Here is a 25,317-nt window from a genome sequence, read left to right as displayed (position 1 = left end):
TAAAGTGGAAATCATTTATGAAGATTTTAAGGAGGCATTATCTAAAATAAAAGTGCTAAGAGAAAACGCTAATATAATAGAAGAAACTGTTCAAAGAAGTGTAAGAGAAATCATTAGAAATGTAAGGGAAGGAAAAGATGAGGCTTTATCTTTCTATACAAAAAAGTTTGATGGTGTAGAGATGAAAGATTTTCGTGTAAGTGAAGAAGAAATACAGCAAGCGAGTATGTTTGTAGAGAATTCATTTTTAGAAGCTTTAAAAGAGGCGAAGAAAAACATTGTTTCGTATCACGAAAAGCAAAAGAAGCACTCAATATTCGATTGTGAAAGTAAAGGGATAATTAGAGGGCAACTCATTCGGTCGTTAGAAAATGTAGGTGTATATGTACCGGGTGGGACAGCCTCATATCCTTCTTCAGTATTAATGAATGTATTGCCGGCGAAACTCGCAGGTGTGAAAAAGATTGTAATGGTAACACCACCGAGGAAAGGAGGAATTGATCCGCATATATTAGCTGCTGCAGATCTTGCGGGAGTAGATGAAATTTATACGATAGGTGGAGCACAAGCAATTGCTGCGTTAGCATACGGGACGGAATCGATTCCGAAAGTGGATAAAATAGTTGGACCGGGAAATTTGTACGTCGCTCTAGCGAAACGAGAAGTATACGGAATAGTAAATATCGATATGATTGCTGGTCCATCAGAAATTGTAGTTGTCGCGGATGAAACAGGTAATACAAAATATATCGCAGCGGATTTATTATCGCAAGCAGAGCATGATGAGAGAGCAACGGCGATTTGTATTACAACGAATATGGAACTAGCTAAAGAAGTAGAAAAAGAGGTAGAAAGACAGTTAGAAACGTTACCAAGAAGTGAAATTGCACGTGAATCAATAAATAGAAATGGAGCCATCTTTATCGTTGCTTCTTTAGAGGAGGCACTAAAGTTATCAAATAAAATTGCTCCAGAACATTTAGAGTTACATATAAAAGAACCGATGAATGCTCTAGATTATGTGAAACATGCAGGCTCTATTTTCCTTGGGCCATATGCACCTGAAGCGCTCGGGGATTATTTGGCGGGACCGAATCATGTATTACCAACGAGCGGAACGGCAAGATTTTTTTCTCCGTTATCAGTCGATGATTTCGTGAAAAAATCAAGTTTTATTTCTTATACAGAGGAAGCATTAAAAAATGTACAGCATCATATTGTAGAGCTTGCAAATAAAGAAGGGTTACATGCACATGCGAGAGCAATCCAAATAAGGTTTGAGGAGGAAAAATAATGCGTCAGTCCAGTCAAGCACGTGAGACGACAGAAACAAAAATTAAATTAAGTTTGCAGCTTGATGAAAGTACGAGTGTATCTATTCAAACGGGGGTTGGTTTTTTCGATCATATGCTGACTTTATTTGCTAGACATGGAAGATTTGGATTGCAAGTTGAGGCAGAAGGTGATGTATTTGTCGATGCACATCACACCGTTGAAGATGTTGGGATTGTACTCGGAAATTGCTTGAAAGAAGCATTGCAAAATAAAGAAGGAATTAATCGTTACGGTTCCGCGTATGTACCGATGGATGAATCTTTAGGATTTGTTGCAATTGATATAAGTGGACGCTCATATTGTGTATTTCAAGGGGAATTAATAAATCCGAAGCTTGGGGATTTTGATACAGAATTGACGGAAGAATTTTTTAGAGCAGTTGCACATGCTGCCAATATTACATTACATGCGCGCGTTCTATACGGAAGTAATACACATCACAAAATTGAAGCATTATTTAAAGCTTTTGGTAGAGCGCTTAGAGAAGCGGTCGAAAAAAATGCCAACATTACTGGTGTAAATTCAACGAAAGGGATGTTGTAATTGATTGCCATTATAGATTATGGAATGGGGAATATTCGCAGTGTAGAGCAAGCATTAAAATATACTGGCGCAGAGTACATTGTAACGAGTGATAAAGAAGAGATATTGAGAAGCGATGGCGTGATTCTACCGGGAGTAGGTGCATTTCCGAAAGCGATGGAAGTATTAAAAGAAAGAGATTTAGTGTGTGTACTAAAAGAAGTTTGTGACATAGGAAAACCACTCCTCGGTATATGTTTGGGCATGCAACTTTTATTTGAACGAAGTGAGGAACTAAAAGATTGTAGCGGATTAGGTTTACTACCAGGTGAAATTCGTAAGTTAAAAGTTTCGTATAAAATTCCTCATATGGGATGGAATGAATTAAGGAAGGAAAGAGAATTTCCGCTTTGGAATGGATTAGTGGATGGTTCTTTCGTGTATTATGTTCACTCATATTACGCGGATTGTCCAGATGAAATTGTATGCGGAGTAAGTGATTATGGAATGCAAATACCAGGGTTTGTCGCGAAAGGAAATGTATTTGGTGCACAGTTTCATCCAGAAAAAAGTGGCGAAATAGGCATGCAAATATTAAAAAATTTTCAAGGAGTGGTAGAAGCATGGAAATCTTCCCAGCTATCGATTTAAAAGAAGGGCGATGCGTTAGACTTTATCAAGGAGAGTTTAGTAAAGAAACGGTGATGAATGAAGATCTGGTAGCGTAGGCGATCATATTTGAAAAGCTTGGAGCGGAAATACTACACATTGTTGATTTAGACGGTGCAATTGCTGGCGAGTCGTTAAATTTGCCCGTCATTGAAAAAATCTGCAAGGCGGTACGTATTCCTGTGCAAGTGGGAGGAGGAATTCGTTCACTTGTAACGGTGGAGAAGTTATTGTCAGCAGGTGTAGAAAAAGTGATTTTAGGAACAGCAGCTCTTTATGATAAGTCATTTTTAGAGGAAGCAGTTCGTCTATATAAAGAGAAAATCATTGTTGGAATTGATGCGAAAAATGGTTTCGTAGCAACGAGAGGTTGGCTTGATCTGTCTGAAATTTCTTACGTTAGTTTAGCGAAACAAATGGAAAGTTTAGGGGTTCAAACGATTGTGTTTACAGACATTTCGAAAGACGGGACGCTTGCAGGTCCAAATTTTGAACAATTAGCGATACTTCAAAAAAGTGTTGGCATTCGTCTCATCGCCTCTGGAGGAGTGGCATCTATTCAAGATGTGAAAAAGTTAAATGATATGAATATATATGGTGTCATAATTGGAAAGGCGCTTTACGAGAAAACGATTGATTTAGAAGAAGTGTTACAGGTAACGAAGTTATGTTAGCGAAACGAATCATTCCATGTCTAGATGTGAAAGAAGGGCGAGTCGTAAAGGGTGTAAATTTTATAGGATTACAAGATGTCGGTCATCCGGTTGAAATAGCTGAAGCATATAACGAGGCAGGGGCAGATGAAATCGTATTTTTAGATATTACAGCGACTCATGAAGGAAGAAAAACGATTATAGATGTTGTAGAAAAAACAGCAGCTAAAGTATTTATTCCTCTTACGGTTGGCGGGGGGATTTCAAGTGTGAAAGATATGTACAATTTACTAAGAGCTGGAGCAGACAAAGTTTCAATAAACTCAGCGGCAGTGCGAAACCCGAAGTTAATAGAAGAAGGGGCAGAACACTTTGGATCACAATGTATTGTCGTGGCAATTGATGCTAGAAAAGTAGCAGAAGGTAAATGGAACGTATATGTCAACGGCGGAAGAGTTGACACAGGAATGGATGCTATAGAATGGGCGAAGCGTGTTGTTAAACTTGGGGCAGGTGAAATTTTGTTAACGAGTATGGATGCAGACGGAACGAAAAGCGGATATGACCTTCGTTTAACAGAAGAAATTTCAAAAAGTGTTTCCATTCCAGTCATCGCATCAGGGGGCTGTGGTCATACGGATCATATTATAGAAGTTTTTCAAAAGACAACAGTTGATGCAGCGTTAGCGGCATCCATCTTTCATTATGGTGAGGCGACAGTGCAGAGTGTAAAGCGAAAATTAAGAGATGCAAATGTTGAGGTGCGGTTATGAAACCTAATTTTTCAAAAGGATTAATACCAGCAATTGTCATCGAAGAAGGTACGAAAGAAGTTTTAATGCTAGCTTATATGAATGAAGAAGCATATGAAAAAACGTTAGAGACGAAAAGAACATGGTTTTATTCTCGTTCGAGGCAGTCGTTATGGAATAAGGGGGAAACATCAGGGAATGTTCAATATGTGCAATCTTTATATTTAGATTGTGATCAAGATTCAATTGTTATGAATGTGAAACAAGTAGGACCTGCTTGTCATACGGGAGAGAAGACATGTTTTCACTATCAAATTATATAGGGGGATACATATGGAAAATGCCTTTAAGTTGCTGTATAAAACAATTGAAGAACGAAAGGAAAGCCCACTTCCTGAATCGTATACAAATTATTTATTTTCAAAAGGAGAAGATAAAATTTTAAAGAAAATTGGTGAAGAGTGTGCTGAAGTAATTATCGCATGTAAAAATAATGATAAAGAAGAAGTAGTGAAAGAAATGGTTGATGTATTTTATCACTGTTTCGTTTTATTAGCTGAAAAAAATATTACATTGGAAGATGTCATGCGAGAGGTGAAAGAACGAAATGGAAAGCTTTCGAAAGTTGGGGATAGAAGGGAAATAGATACATTATAAGGGGGAATGTATATGAAAGTAGATTATCATCTTCACTTAGAAGAAGGACCGTATTCAATAGGATGGCTTTCTAAAATAAATGAAGCGCTGGAACGTTATGAACCGCTTCAAGAAAGGCATTCTATTGATTGGCTTATGAAAACACAAGAGCGTTTGCAAAAGCGTGTGAAGGAAGGGCCATTTACAACAGAATGGATGGACCTCTATTTAGAAGAAGCTGTGCGAAAAGGTATAAAAGAAGTGGGAATTGTTGATCATCTATATCGTTTTCATGAAGCGAAAGGATATTATGAAAAATATGTAGATATTAGTGATTCTAAGCTCGGTCGTATACAGAAGGAATGGTTAGATCAAGTAAGGGTAGTTTCACTGTATGATTTTACAAAGGTTATTGAAGAGGCGAAAGAACGATGGAGTAAAAGAGGTGTCACGCTTAAACTTGGAATTGAAGCGGATTATTTTATTGGTTGTGAAGGAGAGTTAAAAGAATTATTAGCGCTAGGAGACTTTGATTATATAATTGGTTCTGTTCATTTTCTAAATGGCTGGGGATTTGATAATCCAGATACGAAAGAATATTTTGAGAAGCATGACCTACGCGCATTATATGATATGTTTTTTAAAACAGTTGAGAGTGCGATTCGTACCGAGTTATTTGATATTATCGCTCATCTTGATAATATAAAGGTATTTAATTATCGATTGGATGAGAATGAACAGCTTTCTTATTATGAGGAAATTGCCTGTGCGTTAGTAGAAACGAATACGGCAACAGAAATAAATGCAGGATTATACTATCGTTATCCTGTTCGTGAAATGTGCCCAAGTCCACTATATTTACAAGTATTAGCTAAGTATGGTGTTCCAATTACGATTTCTTCGGATGCCCATTATCCAAATGATTTAGGGAATTATGTACAAGAAAATGTACAAACATTACGAGCTCACGGTGTTACTCAGGTTGCAACATTTACGAAGCGAGCAAGAGTAATGAGGTCGCTTGAAGAAGAAGTAACAAATTCAAAATGAAACGCAATTTTTTGATGAAAACCGTCCTTTTTGTTCAAAATAAGAAAGAATGAAAAGGAGGGTAAGAAATGGCGAAACAACAAAATAAACAAAATGTACAAGGTGCACAGCAACAAGCTTATACTTCTGAAACGAATGCTGTATCTCAATCGGTTATTGAGGAGCAAATTAGCGATACGGTTGCAGAAGGAACGATTGATGTGAAGCTTGGAAAAGAATCGCAGGAAAAAGCGTAAGAAAAGGGGAGAGTTGCATCTCCTCTTTTTTCATGGAAAAGTGTCGATTTTTAAAACTATAATCAAATTCCTTGGTTTTTATATGTGGATTTCTTACAATGAAATATAAGAGATATCTTATTTTCTATAGAAGAGGTGTTAGTAGTGGCAAAAATATTAGTAGCGGGAAAAATTCCGGAAATTGGATTAGAACTATTAAAAGATCATGATGTAGAAATGTACGATAAAGAGGAGTTAATTTCTATAGATGAATTAACAGAGCGTGTAAAAGATAAAGATGCATTGTTAAGTTTACTTTCGACAAAGGTGCCAAAAGAAGTTATTGATGCAGCGCCTCATTTAAAGATTGTTGCAAACTATGGTGCTGGTTACGACAATATTGATTACACGTATGCGGGCGAAAAAGGAATTGCAGTTACGAATACACCGAAAGTATCAACGGAAGCGACTGCAGAATTAACATTTGCACTTCTTTTAGCAGCGGCGCGTAGAATTCCTGAAGGGGATACGTTATGTCGTACGACCGGATTTAACGGATGGGCACCGTTATTTTTCTTGGGACGAGAAGTCCATGGTAAGACAATCGGAGTTATAGGTCTTGGAGAAATCGGGAAGGCTGTTGCAAAACGTGCGAAAGCATTTGGAATGGATGTTTTATATACAGGGCCAAATCGTAAGCTTGAAGCTGAAAGTGAACTGGGAGCAACGTATGTGACGTTGGAAGAATTATTACAAACAGCAGACTTTATTACAATTAACTGTGCTTATAATCCAAAATTACATCATATGATTGATGAAGAGCAGTTTAAAATGATGAAGAAAACAGCGTATATTGTAAATGCTTCACGTGGACCAATTATGAATGAAGCAGCACTTGCTCATGCATTAAAAACGAATGAAATTGAAGGAGCAGCTCTTGACGTGTTTGAATTTGAACCGAAAATTACAGAAGAGTTAAAAGAATTAAAGAATGTAGTACTTGCTCCACACGTAGGGAATGCAACATTTGAAACTCGTGATGCGATGGCTGAAATGGCTGTTAGAAATATTTTAGCTGTATTAAACGGCGAAGAGCCAGTAACACCTGTAAATGAAAAGGTATTAGTCACAAAATAAAAAGAAACCTTCCGGACTCGGAAGGTTTTCTTATTTTTCTTTATTTGTTTTTTTAGACGGTCTTTGTCTAATGAATTGAGATAACATGTACAAAATATATAGTGGAATGGCAATGAATAAGAAAACAGAAAAATTTCCAAATCCTGTTTGATACATTGTAATAATGATTCCAACTAAAAATAGTGTAATAATGATGCTATATCGTGGAATTGGTACATCTTTTAAACTTGGGATACGAATGCGGCTCACCATTAAAAATGCGAACGTTACAAATACGGTAATAAGAACGATTTTTGGAATGGTATGTGAAAATAACGTTAAGAAAGCAACAAGCCCTCCCGCTGCTGTAATCGGTACTCCAGTGAAATATTTCATTGAAGTAGAAGATGGTGTTACATTAAATCGTGCTAAACGATATGCTCCGAAAAGAGGGAATAACCCCGCTATGTATAATCCGATGATTCCGTAGTTTGAGAAAGATGTGTAATACATTAAAACAGCTGGTGCTGCACCAAATGCTACGACATCTGCAAGCGAGTCGAGCTCTTTTCCCATTTGTGAATCAACACGTAATAAACGAGCAACACGACCATCAAGACTATCTAACATCATCCCGATAAGTACTAAAATAGCAGCTGATTTATAATATCCTAAAGATGCATAGCCGATTGATAAAAATCCGCTATATAAATTTCCGAGCGTAAATAAGTTTGGAATAGCTGCTCTATACAAAATCTGATCCCTTGCTTTCTGTAATAAATTCTTAATTAGTGTATGAAAGTTTACTTATTTTATCATACCATAAATTTATTCCTCATACGAAAGAAATTACCAATTTGTGAAAGATTTCATAGAAGGATGGTTTGAAAATTAAGTGAAAATAAAAAGAGGAAGCAACTTGTATAAAGTTGCTTCCTTTACTATTCAAATTTCGTTGTCATCGTTCCAGTTTTATATCGATTATTAGGATCGAAGCGTAATAAATCTCCATAAATTAATTTATCGGAGAGTTTTAATTCTGTTTTTGCTTTTTCAATATACGGCTGACATAGCGTCATGTCAGCTTCTTCACCCGTACTTCTTTTGTAGCACATATTTTTTGTATAAACATACTCTTCAGAAACAAAGCTACCATCACGCATTACCATAAGCGGGTCTTTCTCTTTAATAAATAAGTCAGTTCCAAATTCAACGGATTTATTTGTTTTAATACCAAGTAAATGAAGGAGCGTTGGCTTAATATCAATTTGACCGGATACTTTAGAAACAACTTTTCCTTCTTGGCCAGGCACATGAATAATAAGAGGGACTCGTTGTAATTGCATAGAAGCGAATGGTGTAATAGTATCTTTTCCTAGGAACTGTGCCATAGCTGCGTTATGGTTTTCGGAAATACCGTAATGATCACCATAGATGACAATAACGGAATTATCATACAATCCTTCTTCTTTTAATTGTTTAATAAATAATTTAAGAGCTTCATCTGTGTAACGAACAGTTGGGAAGTAGCGGTTTACAACACCACTTTCCGAGTTGAATTCATCAACATATTGATCTTCCGGATTTAGAAGAAATGGAAAATGATTTGTTAATGTAATAAATTTTGTATAGAACGGTTGCGGTAAAGATTTTAACTTTGGAATAGATTGTTCAAAGAACTCTTTATCTTTTAATCCCCAACCGACAGACATTTGCTCCGTTCCTGCGTAATCATTTAAATTAAAGTAACGATCATATCCAAGCGCAGGATACATTACATCCCGATTCCAAAACGTTTTATCATTTGAATGGAAGACGGCAGAAGAATATCCGTATTTCTTTAATTGTTCTGGTGTCGCTGTGTATTCATTTGTTGCATGAGTAAAGAATACAGAACCACGATCTAGCGGATAAAGTGAGTTTTCAACGATAAATTCAGCATCAGAAGTTTTACCTTGTCCAGTTTGATGATAGAAGTTATCGAAATAGAAACTATCCTTAATAAATTCATTTAAAAATGGTGTAATTTCTTTTCCATTTATTTTTTTATTAATAACAAAGCTTTGTGTAGATTCCATTGAAATTAAAATTACATTTTTACCTTTTGCAGCTCCAAATAAGTTTTTATCAACTTGTTTGTCTTTTGAGTCTGTATAGTTTTTAATTTCAGAAAACCCATCCCCACTTGCAAATACACGCTCAGCTGAGGACTTGGATTGAAGCGTAATATCAAATAGATGATATGTGTATAAACCTAAATTCTTCACGACAGTTTGACGGTCAAATGAGCGTGAGAACATTTGTGGTTTATAAATAACTGATACAACAATTTGTAGTGCTAATAAAGCTGTTACACCGCTAAAGAAAGTTCGCTTCTCTGAGCGGGAAAGTGGTGTTTTGTCCCCAAATGATGGGAATTTACGCGAAATAAACATTAAAATAATTGCATCTGCAAATAAAAGTAATGTTTTGTACGTAAAGAGTTCTTTTATACTTGTCCCTAAATCAGCCATATTGTTTGTTTGGAATAAAACCGGGAAAGTAACGAAATCGTTATAGAACCCATAAAACATTGCGTTTCCAAATAAAATAAATGACAGTATAAAACTGATTCCAATTATAATTCGGTTTCGGTGCTTAGATGCAAGTAAAGCTAAGCCGAAAAATAAAAGTAACGCAGCTAGTGGATTGATAAAAAGCATGAATTCTTCAAAGAAATTATCAATTTTAATATCAAATGCTAGCTTGTACACAATATATGTTTTAATCCATAGTAAAACGACTGCAACGAGTGCAAATCGCAGTTTTGGAAACAGATGTTGTAGCATAATATACTCCTCTCCTAAAAAGCATGACAGTTCTTGAGAGTCAGTTTGCTTAACGACTCATTTTATATATACGAACAGTCCTTTGTTATTATGATTATTATACTATGAGTATCATTATACGAAAATAAAAGAAGGTTGTGGGCTTTTTTATAATAATCGAGTAGAAAAAGAGTGGTGGGAGATAATAAAACAGAATTTCTATGTATGATAATTATCGTACGCAGAAAGAATCGCGTGATAATATGGAGGTTATAATGCGAAAATTATTATGTTTTATAGCATGCAGTAGTGTTATATTTTTTACTTCACCGAGTGTGTCGGTAGCCCAATATGATGCACCTCTTATGGAAGATGCACTTTATTCTGTTTTATTTCCAAAAATAAATAAAGCAATTGAAAAACAATATGGAAGTTTGAAACCTTATCAATGTCCTAAAATTATTAGTTTAAAAAAAGTGTATAGCGGTACATATTTATTTCAAGCAAGTATTGAAGTGACAAAGTATGAACGTGTTGCTGGGAAAATTGCTCCACCATTTGAGAAGGTAACGATTACATTTAATAACGAAGAAGGCGAATGGGAAGTAACAAAGGTATTAGTAAAGCGCTTACCAGACGATACGAAATTAAACTGCAAAAAAACAATATAAAAAATTGTTTGACAAATAAAATGGTCCTTTGGTATTGTTAATAGCAACAATTAGATGTTTGAAAATTAAATAGACTTACCTCATCTACTCTCAAAGGTAGAGGCCGCGATAGGAAAGAGTAAGCTATGGGAGATTTAATGGAATCTGTGATCATAGGTTGAAAGGGACTATTGCCGAAATATAAGAATAACCATCTTATTCATATATTGGGACTGCATTGAATAAATGTAGTACTGTCATAATATTTATTTTATGGAGAGCTATTTGGAGATGTTGATGCGGTTTCTTATTTTGAGGAGATAACAACTCGTTTATTTTTTCAATATATTTTTTTCCTAATAAGAAACGCGTGTGAACATTGTTCCGCGCGTTTTTTGTCTATCTAAAAGCGTGCTGCAATGAATAGAAGATTGGGGTTATGAGTTTTAGAGGAAATAAGGGAGGAATTTAAATGTATTTACACGGCACAAGCCGAATTAATGGGCAAGGACACTTAGAAATTGGAGGGTGCGATACGACGCAGCTAGCAAAGCAATACGGAACACCACTTTATGTATACGATGAAGAGTCTATCCGAGGAAAATGCCGAGCATTTCATCGTGCTTTTAAAGAAAGTGGTTTCTCTTATCAAGTAGCATATGCAAGCAAGGCGTTCTTGTGCATGGAGATGTGCCGAGTAGCTCGTGAAGAGAGTATGTCATTAGACGTTGTTTCTGGGGGAGAATTATATACTGCGCTCCAAGCAGGATTTCCGGCATCACGTATTCATTTTCATGGAAATAATAAAACAGAAGAAGAAATAGTGATGGCTCTTCAGGCGAATATCGGTTGTTTTGTCGTAGATAACTTCTTTGAATTAGAAGTTTTACACGATTTAGCGATGCAACATGGGAAATTTGTGAACATATTAATTCGTGTAACGCCTGGAGTAGAGGCGCACACACATGAATATATTACAACAGGTCAAGATGATTCGAAATTTGGATTTGGCGTTTCAAACGGTCAAGCGATGCAGGCAATTAGATTTGCTGTACAAAAATCCAATTATAATGTGCTAGGGATCCATTCACATATTGGATCACAAATATTTGAAACAGCTGGTTTTGTTCGAGCGATTGAAGTTCTTCGCCAATTTTTAGAAGAAGTGAGAGAGCAAACAAACTATGTAGTAAAAGTGTTAAATGTAGGCGGAGGATTTGGAATACGTTACACAGAGTCAGATACACCATTAACTCTTGAGACATATGTGCGAGCTGTAACAAGTGCAGTGAGAGAACAATTTACTGTATGTGAATATCCATTGCCAGAAATATGGGTTGAACCAGGCCGTAGCATTGTAGGTGATGCTGGGACAACACTTTATACAGTTGGATCTGTGAAAGATATTCCTGGTATTCGGAAATATGTATCAGTCGATGGTGGAATGACAGATAATTTAAGACCAGCTTTATATAGCGCGCGTTATGAAGCGATGTTAGCGAATCGAGGGAATGATGAGAATGAGGAACTCGTTTCGATTGCCGGGAAATGCTGTGAGAGTGGAGACATGTTGATTTGGGATATTCATTTACCGAAAGTCGCTGCTTCTGATTTACTAGCAGTTTCCTGTACAGGAGCATACGGGTACTCGATGGCGAATAATTACAATCGGATTCGAAGACCAGCCGTTGTCTTTGCAAAAGGCGGAACATCGCAAGTAGTTGTGGAACGTGAAACACATGAAAATATTATTGGGAACGATCGCATACGTATTAAAGAGCTTGTCTAAATAGGAAAAGGAGTTGTTCGTATGGGCAATTCCTTTTTTATAAAATAAAATAATTAAAATATATCGGAAAACTAGGATTGAAAAAAATCAGAATTGTGATAAAATACAAATACAAAGCTTATCAAGAGAAGCGGAGGGAACTGGCCCGAAGAAGCTCGGCAACCTGCTTATAGAAAGCAAGGTGCTAAATCCAGCAAAATGGGATCCATTTTGAAAGATAAGGTAAAATATATTACCGAACAGTCTTTTCGAAATGGGAAAGATTTTTTTTATGAATAAAAAGGGGGGCTGTTTGCGTGAGTGTACGGGAACATTTTGATGAAGTATCCGAGAAGATTGAAGCGATGCTTGCTGATATGAAATATGGTTCAATTACAATTGTTGTGCAAGATGGAAAAGTAATTCAGTTAGAGAAAAGTGAAAAAGTACGTTTAAAGTGAAAAGCGCTGACTAGAAAAACTAGAGGCGGTTTTAACCTATTTTCATTAGGTTAAAACCGTCTTTTTGCTTTTACAGGGGGAAAAAACATGTTGACGTATGAAACGTGGGAAGAAAATGTTGTTTCATTTTCGGAAGAAGACGAAACAAAAGGCGCGCTATCAGTATTAAAGTGGGCTTATGGAGAGTATAAAGATGAAATTGTCTACGCATGTAGCTTTGGGGTGGAAGGTATGGTATTGCTGCACCTTATAAACCAAGTAAATCCATATGCTAAAGTCGTATTTTTGGATACAAATGTTCATTTTCAAGAAACGTATGAATTAATTCGGAAAGTGCGGGAAAGATTTCCTTCATTGAATATTATAGAAAAACAGCCAGAACTTACACTTGATGAACAGGCGAAGTTGCATGGTGAAAAACTGTGGGAGAGCAATCCGAATCTTTGTTGTAAGATTAGAAAAATTTTACCTTTAGAAAAATCATTAGTAGTGGAAAAAGCATGGATATCAGGCTTAAGAAGGGAACAATCAGAAACACGTAAGCATACAAAGTTTATAAATCAAGATCATCGTTTTCAATCTATTAAAGTTTGTCCACTCATTCATTGGACGTGGAAAGAAGTTTGGCGATATGTATACAAACATAGCTTGCCGTATAACCCGTTGCATGATATTGGTTATCCAAGTATTGGGTGTGAGAAATGTACGTTACCTGTTGGGGATGGTGGCGATTCAAGAGATGGTAGATGGGCTGGAAAAGTGAAAACTGAATGTGGTCTTCATTATCAATAAGATGAATCTTGAAATAAAGCTAAGAGAGGATATAGAAAAATGAGCATAGTAAACGAATTAGTAAACCGTATAGATGAGGCATATGACGTATCACAAATTGAAAAAGAAATTAAGTTAGACAATATTGCGTTAAGTGATTTAGAACTATTGGCGACAGGTGGATATAGCCCCCTTACTGGTTTTTTAGGGAAGGAAGATTATGATTCAGTCGTAGAAACGCTTCGTTTAGCAAATGGTAGTGTGTGGAGTATACCAATTACATTACCTGTAACAGAAAAAGTCGCAGAAAGCCTGAAAGTTGGAGAGGAAGTAAAGCTTGTCAACAATGGAAATATATATGGTGTCATTCAAATAGAAGATATTTTTGTACCAGATAAAGAAAAAGAAGCGTTACTTGTATATAAAACAACGGATGGGGCTCATCCAGGAGTGGAAAAATTATATGAACGACCAAACGTTTACGTTGGAGGAACTATTATTCTAACAAAACGCTTTGAAAATAATCAATTTCCTTCTTATCATTTAGACCCAATTGAAACGAGGGAAGAATTTAAAAAACGTGGGTGGAAAACAGTGGTCGGGTTTCAAACGAGAAACCCGGTACATCGTGCCCATGAGTATATCCAAAAGTCTGCTCTTGAAATTGTAGATGGTCTCTTTTTAAATCCGCTCGTTGGAGAAACGAAATCGGATGATATTCCTGCTGATGTAAGAATGGAAAGCTATGAAGTACTCCTTCAAAACTATTATCCGAAAAAGCGTGTCTTTTTAAGTGTATTTCCTGCTGCCATGCGTTACGCAGGACCAAGGGAAGCGATATTTCATGCGTTAGTAAGAAAGAATTTTGGATGTACCCACTTTATAGTAGGGCGCGATCATGCAGGGGTAGGAGATTATTACGGTACTTATGAAGCGCAAGAAATTTTCACGAATTTTACGATAGAAGAGTTAGGAATTACACCACTATTCTTTGAACATAGTTTTTACTGCACGAAATGTGAAGCGATGGCTTCAACGAAAACATGTCCGCACGGAAAAGAAGATCATGTTATTTTATCGGGTACAAAAGTAAGAGAATTATTAAGAAACGGTGAGATTCCGCCGAGTACATTTAGTCGTAAAGAAGTAGTGGAAGTACTAATTAAAGGATTGAAAAAAGCAGTAGTAACAGAATAGGGAGAGAACGAGATGGATACGAATATTACTTGGCATACAGCGTCGGTTTCAAAAGATGAGAGAAGAGCGAAGAATGGACATCACAGTTTTGTAATTTGGTTTACTGGTTTATCAGCTTCGGGTAAATCTACAGTAGCGAATGCGGTCGCTCGTAAACTGTTTGAAAAGAATATTGGAAATTATGTGCTGGATGGGGATAACATTCGTCACGGTTTAAATAAAGACTTAGGATTTTCTGAAAGTGATCGCATGGAAAATATAAGACGTATTGGCGAAGTGGCAAAGTTATTTGTAGATCAAGGAACAGTTGTCCTTACAGCATTTATTTCACCATTTCGAGTAGACCGTAAACAAGTAAGAGATTTATTAGCGGCAGATGAATTTATTGAAATTTTTGTGAAGTGTCCGATTGAAGAGTGTGAGAAACGTGATCCGAAAGGGCTTTATAAAAAGGCAAGAAAAGGTGACATTAAGGATTTCACAGGTATTGATTCGCCTTATGAAGAGCCAGAGCAAGCGGAATTAATTGTAGAAACGCACAAATATTCTATTGAAGAATGTGCAGAACAAATCGTGAAGTACTTACAAGAGCGTAGTTTTATATAGGGGGATAAACAATGAGTTATGAAAAAGTATGGGCTAATAATGAAAAATTAAATCAGACCGAGAAAAATAAATTAGAAAAAGATGGCTTAGAAATTTTTAATGATATTCCTTACTATGCGGAAAATGGTTTCGAATCTATTCCGAAAGAAGAGTGGGATGCCTTTAAATGGGCAGGCTTGTATTTACAAAGACCGAAAGAAGCTGGTTATTTTATGATGCGGGTAAATATTCCGTCAGGGATTATTACAAATGCACAGGCAGAAGTACTTGCTTCTATCGCTGAAGATTATGGACGTGATGTAATAGATATTACGACGAGACAAGCGATTCAGTTTCATTGGTTAGAAATTCATCAAATTCCAGATATTTTTAATAGATTAGCGAGAGTTGGATTGTCTTCAGCTGGAGCGTGTGGTGATATAACGCGTAATATTACAGGTAATCCGCTTGCTGGCATTGATGCAAATGAATTATTTGATACAACGCATATTGTAAAAGAAGTATACGATTACTTCCAGCATAATGAAGAGTTTTCTAATTTACCACGTAAATTTAAAATGTCTATTAGCTCTAATATTTATAACTCAGCAAACGCAGAGATTAACTGTGTTGCATTTACACCTGCTACGAAAGAAATAGATGGTGAGAAAAAAGTTGGTTTTCATATAAAAGTAGGTGGAGGATTATCAGCCCGTCCGTATTTAGCTGAGGAATTAGATGTATTCGTTTTACCAGAAGAAGTGAAGGCGGTGGCGATTGCGATTGCTACTATATTCCGTGATTTTGGATATCGTGAGAAACGTCATTTAGCTCGGTTGAAATTTCTTGTTGCGGACTGGGGAGCAGAGAAATTTAAAGAGAAACTAATAGAGTATACAGGGCCTTTACAAAGTAAAGGGGAAAGTGCACTCAAAGGATGGAATGCAGGCTATTTTTATGGTGTTCAAGACCAAAAACAAGAGGGATTAAAATATGTAGGTTTTAATGTACCGGTAGGTCGTTTACATGCAGAAGAAATGTTTGAGATTGCAAGAATCGCAAAGCAATATGGAAATGGACAAATTCGTACATGTAACTCGCAAAACTTCATTATTCCGAACGTTCCTCCGGAAAATGTAAAAGGATTACTTAGTGAACCGCTGTTTGAAGCGATATCTGCTAGCCCGAAATCATTTATTGGTCATGCGGTTTCATGTACCGGTATTGAATATTGTAATCTTGCACTAGTAGAAACGAAAGAAAGATTACGAAAAATTGCAGAATACTTAGATACACAAATTGCACTCGATGTTCCAGTTCGAATTCATATGGTAGGCTGCCCGAATTCATGTGGTCAACGTCAAATTGCTGACATTGGGTTACAAGGTGTGAAAATGAAAACGAAGGAAAAAGGCATTGTTGAAGCGTTTGAAATATACGTAGGTGGAACATTATTAGATGGCGGTGCCTACAATCAAAAGTTAAAAGGAAAAATAGATGGCGAGGATCTACCTGATGTACTCGCATCATTTATAAGTTATTTCAAAGAGAATAAATTACCAGCCGAAACATTTTATGATTTTGTAGGTCGTGTTGGTGTAGATACATTACAAATAGCGTTAAATAACGTGCTAGAAGAAGTAATAGCGTCTTAGGAGGGACGATATGGATTTATATCGATTTGAAGCTGTATTAGTGAGTGATATTGTTCCGATAGTTGTTGTTGCTCAAAGTGAAGAACAGGCATTTAAGCTTGCGGAGATTGAGCTTGAAAAGTATTTTTTACCGTTGCCAGAGGTAAAAGAGATTTCTTTGTTTGAAAAAAAGAAGATTCGAAAAGGTGCGGCATTTGTTATCCATGAGTAGAGATCAGTAATACGAAAAAATAAAAACTTCCATTCTTATATACGAATGGAAGTTTCATTTTAATAGAAGAAATGAGGAGAGATGATGGGAAAGGTTTATATTGTTGGAGCGGGTCCTGGCGATCCAGATTTAATTACTGTTAAAGGGTTGAAATGTATTGAGAAGGCAGATGTTATTTTATACGACCGACTTGTGAATAAAGAGCTGCTTTCACACGCAAAGCCTGACGCGGATTTAATTTATTGCGGAAAACTCCCGAATTATCACACGATGAAGCAAGAGACAATTAACACGTTTCTTATTAAGTATGCGAAAAAAGGAAAAGTTGTAACGAGGCTTAAGGGCGGCGATCCATTTGTGTTTGGTAGAGGGGGAGAAGAAGCTGAAGCATTAGCAAAGCAAGGTGTACCATTTGAAATCATTCCTGGTATTTCAGCTGGAATAGCTGCTCCTGCTTATGCGGGCATTCCAGTGACGCACCGTGATGCAAGTGCAAGTTTTGCTATTGTGACTGGGCATAGGAAAGAAGGTGCTGAAGAAGAAGTGAAATGGGAAAGTTTAGCGAAAGGTGTAGAGACTTTAGCGGTATATATGGGGGTTAGTAATTTGCCCTACATATGTGAGCAACTTATGAAGCATGGAAAAGATAAAAGTACGCCAGCTGCTATTATTGAGCAGGGGACGACGTCTATGCAACGCACAGTTGTTGGAACGTTAGGGACAATTGTAGATGTTGCGAAAAAAGAGCAAATTCAAAATCCGAGCATGATTGTAATTGGAGAAGTTGTCCGTTTTAGAGAAAAAATTCATTGGTTTGAGAAGCAGACAGAAAATGCTTATCAAGTAAGTGGAGTGTTGTAAAATGAAAGCCGTTTTATATATATGTCATGGAAGTCGTTTGAAGACAGCGAAAGAAGAGGCGATTCAATTTATTACATCGTGTATGAGCCGTATAGAAGCGACTATTCAAGAAGTTTGTTTTTTAGAGTTAGCGAATCCTTCTATTGAAGATGGTTTTCGTACATGTGTGAAACGTGGGGCCACAGAGATTATTGCTATCCCTGTTTTTTTATTAGCGGCAGGTCATGTGAAGAAAGATATTCCGTTTGAATTGGTAAAGCTCAAGAATCAATATCCAAATGTTAAAGTGACTTATGGTAATCCGTTTGGTGTATCAGAAACACTTGTTAAATCGGTGTATAGCGGAAGTGGCATCGAACAGGAAGATAAAAATGAAGTGACGTTACTTCTCGTTGCAAGAGGGAGTAGTGATCCTGAAGTATTAAGAGATATAAACTGGATTGCTTCTTTATTTCAAACAAAAGAGAAGGTTAAAAAAGTAGAGGTTTGTTATTTAGCGGCTGCAGAGCCAAAATTTGAGGAGAAGTTAAAGGAAGTTGTAGAACGAAAAGAAAAGAACATCGTTGTACTGCCTTACTTGTTATTTACAGGTTTACTTATGAAACATATTGAGAAAGAAGTGCGCCAATATGAATTGGAAGAGATAAAAATCAGTCCATATTTAGGGAAGAATGAAGCGTTTCAAGATATGTTAATTCAGAAAACGACGGAGTTATTGAAAGGAGATCAGTATGTATCCACTTACAGTGCGAGTTAATGAGAAACGCGTTGTTGTTATTGGCGGGGGAAAAGTTGCAGGATTTAAAATTATTCCTTTACTCAAACAGGGTGCGGATATAGTTGTGATCAGTCCAGAATTAGATGCGAATTTAGTAAAACTTGTGGAAGAAAAGAAAATTCGTTGGTATCAAAGAGAATATGAAAAAAGTGATATTAAAAGTGCTTTTTTAGTTGTTGCAGCGAGTAGTGATTCAATATTAAATGAACAAGTTGCTGAAGATGCCGCTGAGAATCAATTAGTAAATGTTATTACAAATCCGGAAAGTGGTAATGTTCATTTTCCGGCAGCGATTCATCGTGGTTTACTTAATATAGCAGTTTCTACTGGGGGAGCGAGCCCGAAGCTCGCAAAAAAAATTCGAGATGATATTGCAAATAAATATGATGAGACATATGAATCGTATTTAGATTTTTTATATGAAGTAAGGTTGAAGTTAAAAGATTTACAGTTAGAAAAGAGGGAACGAAATATATTGCTCCAAGAAGTGTTGAAATCAGTATATGTGCAAAACGAGGGGAAAAGAGAAAGTTTTTTACGAGAATTAGAGGAAAAGATTTTAAAATAATAAAAGATAAAGTGCGCTTTACAAATATAAAAATATAATTTATAATCACAAGTAACTTCAATAGATGAAATCGATGAGCAAGAAGAGTACGTATATTTGATGCGTTCAGAGAGCTGGGGTTAGGTGGGAGCCCGGTACGATAAAATATACAGAATGGGCTTGCGAGAGGTATGTTGAACATTGTAGTAGGCAACCCGGGTTCCGCCGTTAAAAGGATAGAGTATCGGAATTATTCCTGTACTTGAACAAGTGGGATTTATCAATCCAATTGAGGTGGTACCACGGTATTTACATTACATATATCGTCCTCTACATGCATATTTGCGTGTAGGGGACTTTTTTATTTTCTAAAGGAGGTGTGCGAGTATGAAATGAAAGTGTATAATTAACAAAAGTTTAAATATTCGGAAAAGGAGAATTTATGATGAAAGAAACACAGCAATGGACGTCGAAAATCGGCTTTGTACTCGCAGCAGCCGGAGCCGCAGTAGGTCTTGGTGCGATATGGAAATTTCCATATGTTGCAGGTAATGGCGGGGGAGGCGCATTCTTCCTTGTATTTTTACTATTAACTTTATTTATAGGTATGCCTCTTCTAATAGCGGAGTTTGTTATTGGACGTAGCACGCAAAAAGAGGCCGTTACAGCTTATAAAGTACTAGTGCCAAATAGCAAAGTATATACTTGGATTGGTCGTATGGGAGTTGTTACTTGTTTTAGTGTACTATCTTTTTATAGTGTTGTAGGTGGATGGATTTTACTTTATTTATATTATAGTGTGACAGGAAGTTTCTGGAATAGAGCAGCTGATTATGGACAATTGTTCGGTGAAACGATTTCAAATCCGTTAAGTGCGATTGGAGCACAATTTATCTTTATGCTTTGTACAATTTTTGTCGTAAGTAAAGGTGTAGAGAAAGGTATAGAAAAGGCAAGTAAGTACATGATGCCGCTATTATTTATTTTATTTATTGCGATTATTGTTCGTGCGTTAACACTCGATGGTGCTTTTGCTGGAGTAGAGTTCTTCTTAAAGCCAGATTTTTCAAAGCTTACAGCAGATACGATTTTATATGCAATGGGACAATCTTTCTTCTCGCTAACAGTAGGTGCCTCGGTAATGGTAACGTATAGTTCGTATTTAAAGAAAGAAGAACATTTAGCGAAATCAGCAACATCTATTGTGAGTTTAACTGTTTTTGTTACAGTACTTGCAGGATTAGCAATTTTCCCAGCGATTTTCGCATTAGGAGTTAAACCGACTGAAGGACCAGGATTACTGTTTATCGTCCTTCCGGCAGTATTTGCAAAAATACCATTTGGTCAATTTTTCTTTATTATGTTTTTAATTTTATTCTTCTTTGCGACTTTAACATCAGCAATTTCAATGCTTGAAATTGTAGTAGCATCTGTTGCGAAAGGTAATGAGAAGAAGCGTCCATCAGCATCATTATTAATCGGTATTCTTATTTTTGCAGTCGGTATTCCATCAGCTTTATCATTTGGGATTATGAGTGACGTGAAAATATTCGGGAAAACATTCTTTGATTTAGTTGACTTTTCGGTAAGTAACGTATTGCTGCCGTTAGGAGTACTAGCTATTTCATTATTTGTACCAAATAAAATGAGTAAAGAGTTATTGATGAAAGAATTAGAAGTGACGGAAACGAAGGGGAAAACGTTATTTAACATTTGGTTCTTCTTACTTCGTTATGTTATTCCGGTAACTGTAATAATTGTATTTTTAAATGCGATAGGTGTATTTAAAATGTTTGCATAAAAAAAGGCGGGGATCTCCCGTCTTTTTTTATGTGGATGTTGATGAGTGTAATAAACGATTATATGCTTTATAGGCTGTAGTGACTGCAAGGAATGAACCGATTAAAAATAATACTGAGCCGCCAAATGTAAATATCCGGCCAATATACGTCTCTCTAGCTTCTTCTATTTTTTGTTGTAATTGCGTATTCATATTGATCACCCCGTAAACTATAGGCATTTAGTTATAGTCTATGTAGAATGCCTATATTGTGTGAAGTGTAAATAAAAAACCTCGGTAGGCACCGAGGTTTTTTATAATCCGATATAAGGAGATGGGTCAACTGCGTTTGTCTTGCCGACATTCCATTCTCCAAGATGAAGTTCGAAGTGTAAATGTTGTCCGTATGATTGGCCCGTGTTCCCCATAAATCCAAGCTGATCGCCTTGTTTTACAGTTTGTCCATTCGATACAGAACGGCTATTCATATGAGCATATACTGTCGTATATGTTTTTCCGTTTATACGGTGAGATAAATACACTACGTTTCCGTAACTAGATGATAATTCTGAACGAATAACAACGCCATCTGCAGCGGCGATAATTGGAACCGTTCCCGAAGCAGCGATGTCAATTCCTTTATGGTTATCTAAAGAACGTACACCAAATCCGGAAGTTTTTGATCCAGCTGCTGGTTTGATAAAGCCACCGATGTTTGTATCATGTGGTGTTGGAGCGGCTTGAGTTGCTTGAGCAGATTTAGTAGCTTGTTGTTTGCGGGCCTCTTCTGCCTGGCGGGCTTCTTCCGCTTTACGAGCTTCTTCGGCCCGTTTTTCTTCTTCAATTGCTTTTTGCACAGCTTGACGTTGATTTTCTAAAATGCCTTTGGATTCTTCTAATCCTTCAATCTCTGAATCTACTTTTGCTACTTTCGTATGTAGATCGTTAATAAGAGTTTGTTGCTGTTGTTGGTTATTTTGTAATTCTTGCTGTTTTTGTTCTAGTTTTTGCTCAGATTCTTTCAGTTGTTGTTCTTTTTTCTCAACAGCCTCTTTTTCTGTAGTTACAGCATTTTGATCAGATGTTTGTTTTTTTACAATATCTGTATCGTTGTTTAATATTAAACTTACGGAGTACATATTATCAACAAGATCGGCAATATTTGAAGAATTTGTTAGTACCTCTGTAATGATATTTGTACGAGGTTTTTCTTGCATAGATTGTAATCGTTGTTTAATAACTTCCTGACGTGTATCTATGTTTGTTTGTAATTGTTCTATATGTTTCTTTTTGTCAGCAATTACTTGTTGAGTTTTGCTAATTTCTTTTTTTGTATCGTTTAATTCAGCTTCGTTTTTATTAATAGAAGTAGTTAATTCATCAATTTTCTTCTGTAATTCTTGAATTTCTTTTTCTATTTGTTCTTTCTCGACTGATTTATTTTGTAAGTCACTTTGTTTGCCTTCTAATTCAGATTGAATGTTAGATAATTTATCTTGATTTGTTTCAGCGTATACGGGTGAAAGTAACGGGGAAGCAAAAATCGTTCCTGCTGCTAAAACACTAAACGCTGCAAATTTCTTTTTCATAGTTGTCTGACTCCTTCCTCTATGAATGTTATATATCATAAGAAGAAGAGTGTCTATCGTTGTAATCATAATGTAAAGAAAACTTTATAAAATTGCTAAGTTTTGTCGGAATTTATCATTTTTCAACTGTAATTGTCATAGTACATACATTTTATTCATATGTGTAACAAAGGTATATTTTGGAATTAATCTGTAAAGTGAAGAAGGAAAGTAATCGTTTTTATGAGGTAAAATATTACTTGGAAAGCTAATAAAACACTAGTGAGGAATCGTTCTCATGTTAGGTTTTCTGACATGGGTCTGCTTTTTGTCAAGAAAATTATTTGTGTTCGGGCAAAGTTATTTTGTTGTCAGATTTAAATTTTTGATTTATGATTTTTAACAGGGACAAAATGTAGTGAATTGTCGAATAATATGTAATACTCTTAATTTCTTAGTTTTATAGAGATAGAATGAGAGATAGAGTGACACATCGAAGAGGGGGTTACAACAAATATGAAAAGAATAGGACTTGCATGGCAAATATTAATAGGGCTTGCGCTTGGTATTGCGGTTGGGGCGATTTTCTTTGATAATCCAGCTGTTGTGAAGTACTTACAACCAATTGGTGATATTTTCATCCGATTAATTAAAATGATCGTTGTACCGATTGTTGTAGCAAGTATTGTTGTTGGGGTTGCTGGTGTTGGCGATGTTAAAAAACTAGGTCGACTAGGCGGAAAAACAATTCTTTACTTTGAAATTATTACAACAATTGCAATTATTGTTGGTCTATTAATAGCGAATATTTTCCAACCAGGAAAAGGCGTAAATATGGAGCAGTTAACAAAGACAGATATTTCGAAATATACACATACGACAGAGCAAGTACAAAGTCATTCATTTGCAGATACGTTTGTAAATATTGTTCCAACGAATATTATGAAGTCATTGGCTGACGGAGATATGCTTGCTATTATCTTCTTCTCTGTACTATTTGGTTTAGGTGTAGCAGCAATTGGTGAAAGAGGAAGACCAGTTCTTCAATTTTTCCAAGGTGTAGCTGACGCAATGTTTTACGTAACAAACCAAGTTATGAAATTTGCACCATTTGGTGTGTTTGCACTAATTGGTGTTACAGTTTCTACATTTGGTCTTGCTTCATTAATTCCATTAGGGAAATTACTAATTGTCGTATATGGGGCAATGATCTTCTTCGTCGTAGTTGTCTTAGGACTTACAGCGAAAATATTTGGAATCAACATTTTCCAATTCTTTAAGATTTTAAAAGACGAGCTGATCTTAGCGTATTCTACAGCAAGCTCAGAAACAGTTTTACCAAAAATCATGGAGAAAATGGAGAAATTCGGTTGTCCGAAAGCAATTACATCTTTCGTTATTCCGACAGGTTATTCATTTAACTTAGATGGATCAACTTTATATCAAGCAATTGCGGCTATTTTCTTAGCGCAAATGTACGGTATTGATTTATCTATTACACAACAAATTACATTATTGCTTGTATTAATGGTTACATCAAAAGGTATCGCAGGTGTACCGGGCGTATCATTCGTTGTATTATTAGCGACACTTGGTACAGTAGGTATTCCACCTGAAGGCTTAGCGTTCATTGCTGGTATTGACCGTATTTTAGATATGGCTCGTACAGCAGTTAACGTTGTAGGAAACTCTTTAGCAGCTGTAGTTATGTCTAAGTGGGAAGGTCAATATGACGCTGAAAAAGGACAAGCTTATTTAAAAGAGATTTCTGAAAAGGGTCAAGCGGCTTAATTATAATATGAAAAAGCTCTCACATAATATGTGGGAGCTTTTCTGTATATAGAAGAGGAGCAGACATAATGAAACGAAAATATGGTGACGGTTCTTCGTGGAAGAGACTAATAGAAAAGAGTTATACGGTTAAGCAAGTGGAAGAGGGAATGCTCGGAATACTGGATATAAAAAAGGTGAGAGAGCCTAGTTGTAAAGAATATGATGGTGAAGAACTTTGTATTGCAGCGGATCAGTATACGTGGATTCAATATTTCATAGACGGGAAAAACTTTGCGATTACCGCTATGTTAGATGATCAGAAAAAATTAGTGCAATATTATATAGATGTGGCGAAAGAATATAAAATAGACGATCGTGGTTTACCGTATTTTGATGATTTATATTTAGATGTAGTATTATTACCTAGCGGTAAGGTGTATGTATTAGATGAAGAGGAGCTAGAGTATGCTTATAAAAGTGGCGATGTCACGAAGGAAGAGTATGAGTTAGCTTGGTATACTACGAAATGGATATTAGCAACAATAAAAAATAGTAAATTTTATTGGATTTCAATATTGAAAGAAGAAACAGAAAAGTTGAAATGATTGTTGTATTCAAATTTTTGTATAATTACCAAAAAAATCTATACAAAAAATAATTGACTTTTGTTTTGTAAGCGAGTAAAGTTAGGGAAGAAATTATTATTAAAAAATAAATATGAAACCTTCTTATAAAGAGAGGCGGAGGGACTGGCCCTACGATGCCTCGGCAGCGGACTCGATTTCAGAGTGCTGTGCCAAATCCAGCAAGCGTGTGCTTGAAAGATGAGAAGAGTGTTTCTTATAGATGTATAAGACCTCTTCTCATCTGAAGTGCACCCCAATTGTTAGACACATAACTAACAATTGGAGGTGCATTTTTTATGGCTAAATTTTCTTCAAAAGATAAAATAAAAGC

At 36.1% G+C, this 25,317-nt stretch carries 27 protein-coding genes, 1 pseudogene, 3 riboswitches and 1 other annotated feature; of the genes and pseudogenes, 24 read left to right on the top strand and 4 right to left on the bottom strand.

Features of this window, described 5'->3' with window-relative positions; translation table 11 throughout:
* The first annotated feature begins 4 nt into the window (after positions 1-4).
* From hisD to MR169_RS22145, 10 genes and pseudogenes are all read left to right on the top strand, one after another.
* Positions 5-1,294 carry a histidinol dehydrogenase gene (gene hisD / locus MR169_RS22190; RefSeq protein ID WP_242320041.1) on the top strand — a complete coding sequence of 430 codons (1,290 nt, stop codon included), beginning with the start codon at positions 5-7 and terminating at the stop codon, positions 1,292-1,294.
* Entirely contained in the window at positions 1,294-1,878 is a 585-nt protein-coding gene (hisB, locus tag MR169_RS22185; RefSeq protein ID WP_001249950.1) for an imidazoleglycerol-phosphate dehydratase HisB, read from the top strand. The genes hisD and hisB overlap by 1 nt, the downstream gene beginning before the upstream one ends.
* A complete protein-coding gene (hisH, locus tag MR169_RS22180) occupies positions 1,879-2,508 on the top strand; it encodes an imidazole glycerol phosphate synthase subunit HisH (protein WP_000560362.1) in 630 nt (209 codons plus the stop codon).
* Positions 2,481-3,200, top strand: a pseudogene (gene hisA / locus MR169_RS22175) (1-(5-phosphoribosyl)-5-[(5-phosphoribosylamino)methylideneamino]imidazole-4-carboxamide isomerase). The gene hisH and the pseudogene hisA overlap by 28 nt, the downstream one beginning before the upstream one ends.
* A complete protein-coding gene (gene hisF, locus MR169_RS22170; RefSeq protein WP_000880115.1) occupies positions 3,194-3,952 on the top strand; it encodes an imidazoleglycerol phosphate synthase cyclase subunit in 759 nt (252 codons plus the stop codon). Before hisA ends, hisF begins: the two are co-directional and overlap by 7 nt.
* Positions 3,949-4,254 carry a phosphoribosyl-AMP cyclohydrolase gene (gene hisI, locus MR169_RS22165; protein WP_000803963.1) on the top strand — a complete coding sequence of 102 codons (306 nt, stop codon included), beginning with the start codon at positions 3,949-3,951 and terminating at the stop codon, positions 4,252-4,254. The genes hisF and hisI overlap by 4 nt, the downstream gene beginning before the upstream one ends.
* Positions 4,255-4,264: 10 nt before the next feature.
* On the top strand, positions 4,265-4,588 hold the full coding sequence (gene hisE, locus MR169_RS22160) for a phosphoribosyl-ATP diphosphatase (RefSeq protein WP_000426356.1): 324 nt from the start codon (positions 4,265-4,267) through the stop codon (positions 4,586-4,588).
* Positions 4,589-4,600: 12 nt separating this feature from the next.
* Positions 4,601-5,617: a histidinol phosphate phosphatase domain-containing protein gene (locus MR169_RS22155; protein WP_000861856.1), complete on the top strand. Its 1,017-nt coding sequence runs from the start codon at positions 4,601-4,603 to the stop codon at positions 5,615-5,617.
* Between the two features lie 68 nt (positions 5,618-5,685).
* On the top strand, positions 5,686-5,853 hold the full coding sequence (locus tag MR169_RS22150; protein WP_001118882.1) for a YozQ family protein: 168 nt from the start codon (positions 5,686-5,688) through the stop codon (positions 5,851-5,853).
* 144 nt (positions 5,854-5,997) lie between these two features.
* Positions 5,998-6,969, top strand: a complete 972-nt coding sequence (locus tag MR169_RS22145) for a 2-hydroxyacid dehydrogenase family protein (RefSeq protein ID WP_001062840.1) — start codon at positions 5,998-6,000, stop codon at positions 6,967-6,969.
* A gap of 30 nt (positions 6,970-6,999) precedes the next feature.
* Here the strand turns inward: MR169_RS22145 and pssA are convergent, their stop codons facing one another.
* Positions 7,000-7,701 (bottom strand): CDP-diacylglycerol--serine O-phosphatidyltransferase, encoded by a 702-nt coding sequence (pssA, locus tag MR169_RS22140; RefSeq protein ID WP_242320040.1) that lies wholly within the window; start codon positions 7,699-7,701, stop codon positions 7,000-7,002.
* A 188-nt stretch (positions 7,702-7,889) separates the two neighbouring features.
* On the bottom strand, positions 7,890-9,776 hold the full coding sequence (locus MR169_RS22135; protein ID WP_242320039.1) for an LTA synthase family protein: 1,887 nt from the start codon (positions 9,774-9,776) through the stop codon (positions 7,890-7,892).
* A gap of 254 nt (positions 9,777-10,030) precedes the next feature.
* On the opposite strand from MR169_RS22135, the gene MR169_RS22130 reads away from it, so the two are divergent.
* From MR169_RS22130 to MR169_RS22075, 12 genes are all read left to right on the top strand, one after another.
* On the top strand, positions 10,031-10,426 hold the full coding sequence (locus MR169_RS22130) for a DUF3888 domain-containing protein (protein ID WP_001228751.1): 396 nt from the start codon (positions 10,031-10,033) through the stop codon (positions 10,424-10,426).
* Positions 10,427-10,515: 89 nt separating this feature from the next.
* Positions 10,516-10,697, top strand: a riboswitch (Lysine riboswitch).
* 180 nt (positions 10,698-10,877) lie between these two features.
* The gene (gene lysA, locus MR169_RS22125; protein ID WP_242320038.1) at positions 10,878-12,194 is read left to right on the top strand and encodes a diaminopimelate decarboxylase; all 1,317 of its coding nucleotides are present in this window, start codon (positions 10,878-10,880) and stop codon (positions 12,192-12,194) included.
* Between the two features lie 115 nt (positions 12,195-12,309).
* Positions 12,310-12,418: riboswitch (SAM riboswitch) on the top strand.
* Positions 12,419-12,490: 72 nt separating this feature from the next.
* Complete coding sequence (locus MR169_RS22120; protein ID WP_000116158.1) at positions 12,491-12,634, top strand: YezD family protein; 144 nt, start codon at positions 12,491-12,493, stop codon at positions 12,632-12,634.
* An 87-nt stretch (positions 12,635-12,721) separates the two neighbouring features.
* Positions 12,722-13,426, top strand: a complete 705-nt coding sequence (locus MR169_RS22115; protein WP_000959010.1) for a phosphoadenylyl-sulfate reductase — start codon at positions 12,722-12,724, stop codon at positions 13,424-13,426.
* 39 nt (positions 13,427-13,465) lie between these two features.
* Complete coding sequence (gene sat / locus MR169_RS22110) at positions 13,466-14,602, top strand: sulfate adenylyltransferase (protein ID WP_000029483.1); 1,137 nt, start codon at positions 13,466-13,468, stop codon at positions 14,600-14,602.
* Between the two features lie 12 nt (positions 14,603-14,614).
* On the top strand, positions 14,615-15,208 hold the full coding sequence (gene cysC, locus MR169_RS22105) for an adenylyl-sulfate kinase (RefSeq protein WP_000380494.1): 594 nt from the start codon (positions 14,615-14,617) through the stop codon (positions 15,206-15,208).
* Between the two features lie 11 nt (positions 15,209-15,219).
* On the top strand, positions 15,220-16,842 hold the full coding sequence (locus MR169_RS22100) for a nitrite/sulfite reductase (protein ID WP_000119607.1): 1,623 nt from the start codon (positions 15,220-15,222) through the stop codon (positions 16,840-16,842).
* 10 nt (positions 16,843-16,852) lie between these two features.
* On the top strand, positions 16,853-17,053 hold the full coding sequence (locus MR169_RS22095; RefSeq protein ID WP_242320037.1) for a DUF3906 family protein: 201 nt from the start codon (positions 16,853-16,855) through the stop codon (positions 17,051-17,053).
* An 84-nt stretch (positions 17,054-17,137) separates the two neighbouring features.
* Positions 17,138-17,914 (top strand): uroporphyrinogen-III C-methyltransferase, encoded by a 777-nt coding sequence (gene cobA / locus MR169_RS22090; protein ID WP_000521255.1) that lies wholly within the window; start codon positions 17,138-17,140, stop codon positions 17,912-17,914.
* Position 17,915: 1 nt separating this feature from the next.
* Positions 17,916-18,671 (top strand): sirohydrochlorin chelatase, encoded by a 756-nt coding sequence (locus tag MR169_RS22085; protein WP_000648889.1) that lies wholly within the window; start codon positions 17,916-17,918, stop codon positions 18,669-18,671.
* Entirely contained in the window at positions 18,646-19,260 is a 615-nt protein-coding gene (locus MR169_RS22080; RefSeq protein WP_000283355.1) for an NAD(P)-binding protein, read from the top strand. The genes MR169_RS22085 and MR169_RS22080 overlap by 26 nt, the downstream gene beginning before the upstream one ends.
* A 64-nt stretch (positions 19,261-19,324) precedes the next feature.
* Positions 19,325-19,573 (top strand) — a binding site (T-box leader).
* Positions 19,574-19,684: 111 nt separating this feature from the next.
* The gene (locus MR169_RS22075) at positions 19,685-21,040 is read left to right on the top strand and encodes a sodium-dependent transporter (RefSeq protein WP_242320036.1); all 1,356 of its coding nucleotides are present in this window, start codon (positions 19,685-19,687) and stop codon (positions 21,038-21,040) included.
* A 27-nt stretch (positions 21,041-21,067) separates the two neighbouring features.
* Here MR169_RS22075 and MR169_RS22070 read toward each other — a convergent pair whose 3' ends face one another.
* Together MR169_RS22070 and MR169_RS22065 are read right to left on the bottom strand one after the other, a co-directional pair.
* Positions 21,068-21,232, bottom strand: a complete 165-nt coding sequence (locus MR169_RS22070; RefSeq protein WP_001096002.1) for a hypothetical protein — start codon at positions 21,230-21,232, stop codon at positions 21,068-21,070.
* Positions 21,233-21,333: 101 nt separating this feature from the next.
* On the bottom strand, positions 21,334-22,608 hold the full coding sequence (locus MR169_RS22065) for a murein hydrolase activator EnvC family protein (RefSeq protein ID WP_000726081.1): 1,275 nt from the start codon (positions 22,606-22,608) through the stop codon (positions 21,334-21,336).
* Positions 22,609-23,103: 495 nt separating this feature from the next.
* Here MR169_RS22065 and gltP point away from each other — a divergent pair, with 495 nt between their 5' ends.
* On the top strand, positions 23,104-24,378 hold the full coding sequence (gene gltP, locus MR169_RS22060; protein ID WP_000821130.1) for a glutamate/aspartate:proton symporter GltP: 1,275 nt from the start codon (positions 23,104-23,106) through the stop codon (positions 24,376-24,378).
* Between the two features lie 68 nt (positions 24,379-24,446).
* A complete protein-coding gene (locus MR169_RS22055) occupies positions 24,447-24,965 on the top strand; it encodes a ribonuclease FAU-1 family protein (protein WP_242320035.1) in 519 nt (172 codons plus the stop codon).
* Between the two features lie 120 nt (positions 24,966-25,085).
* Positions 25,086-25,191, top strand: a riboswitch (SAM riboswitch).
* Positions 25,192-25,317 lie beyond the last annotated feature (126 nt).

Origin of the sequence: Bacillus cereus group sp. BfR-BA-01349 (genome assembly GCF_022663795.1) — a bacterium.
Taxonomy (GTDB): domain Bacteria; phylum Bacillota; class Bacilli; order Bacillales; family Bacillaceae_G; genus Bacillus_A; species Bacillus_A cereus.
This window is presented reverse-complemented; position numbering and strand designations above follow the sequence as displayed.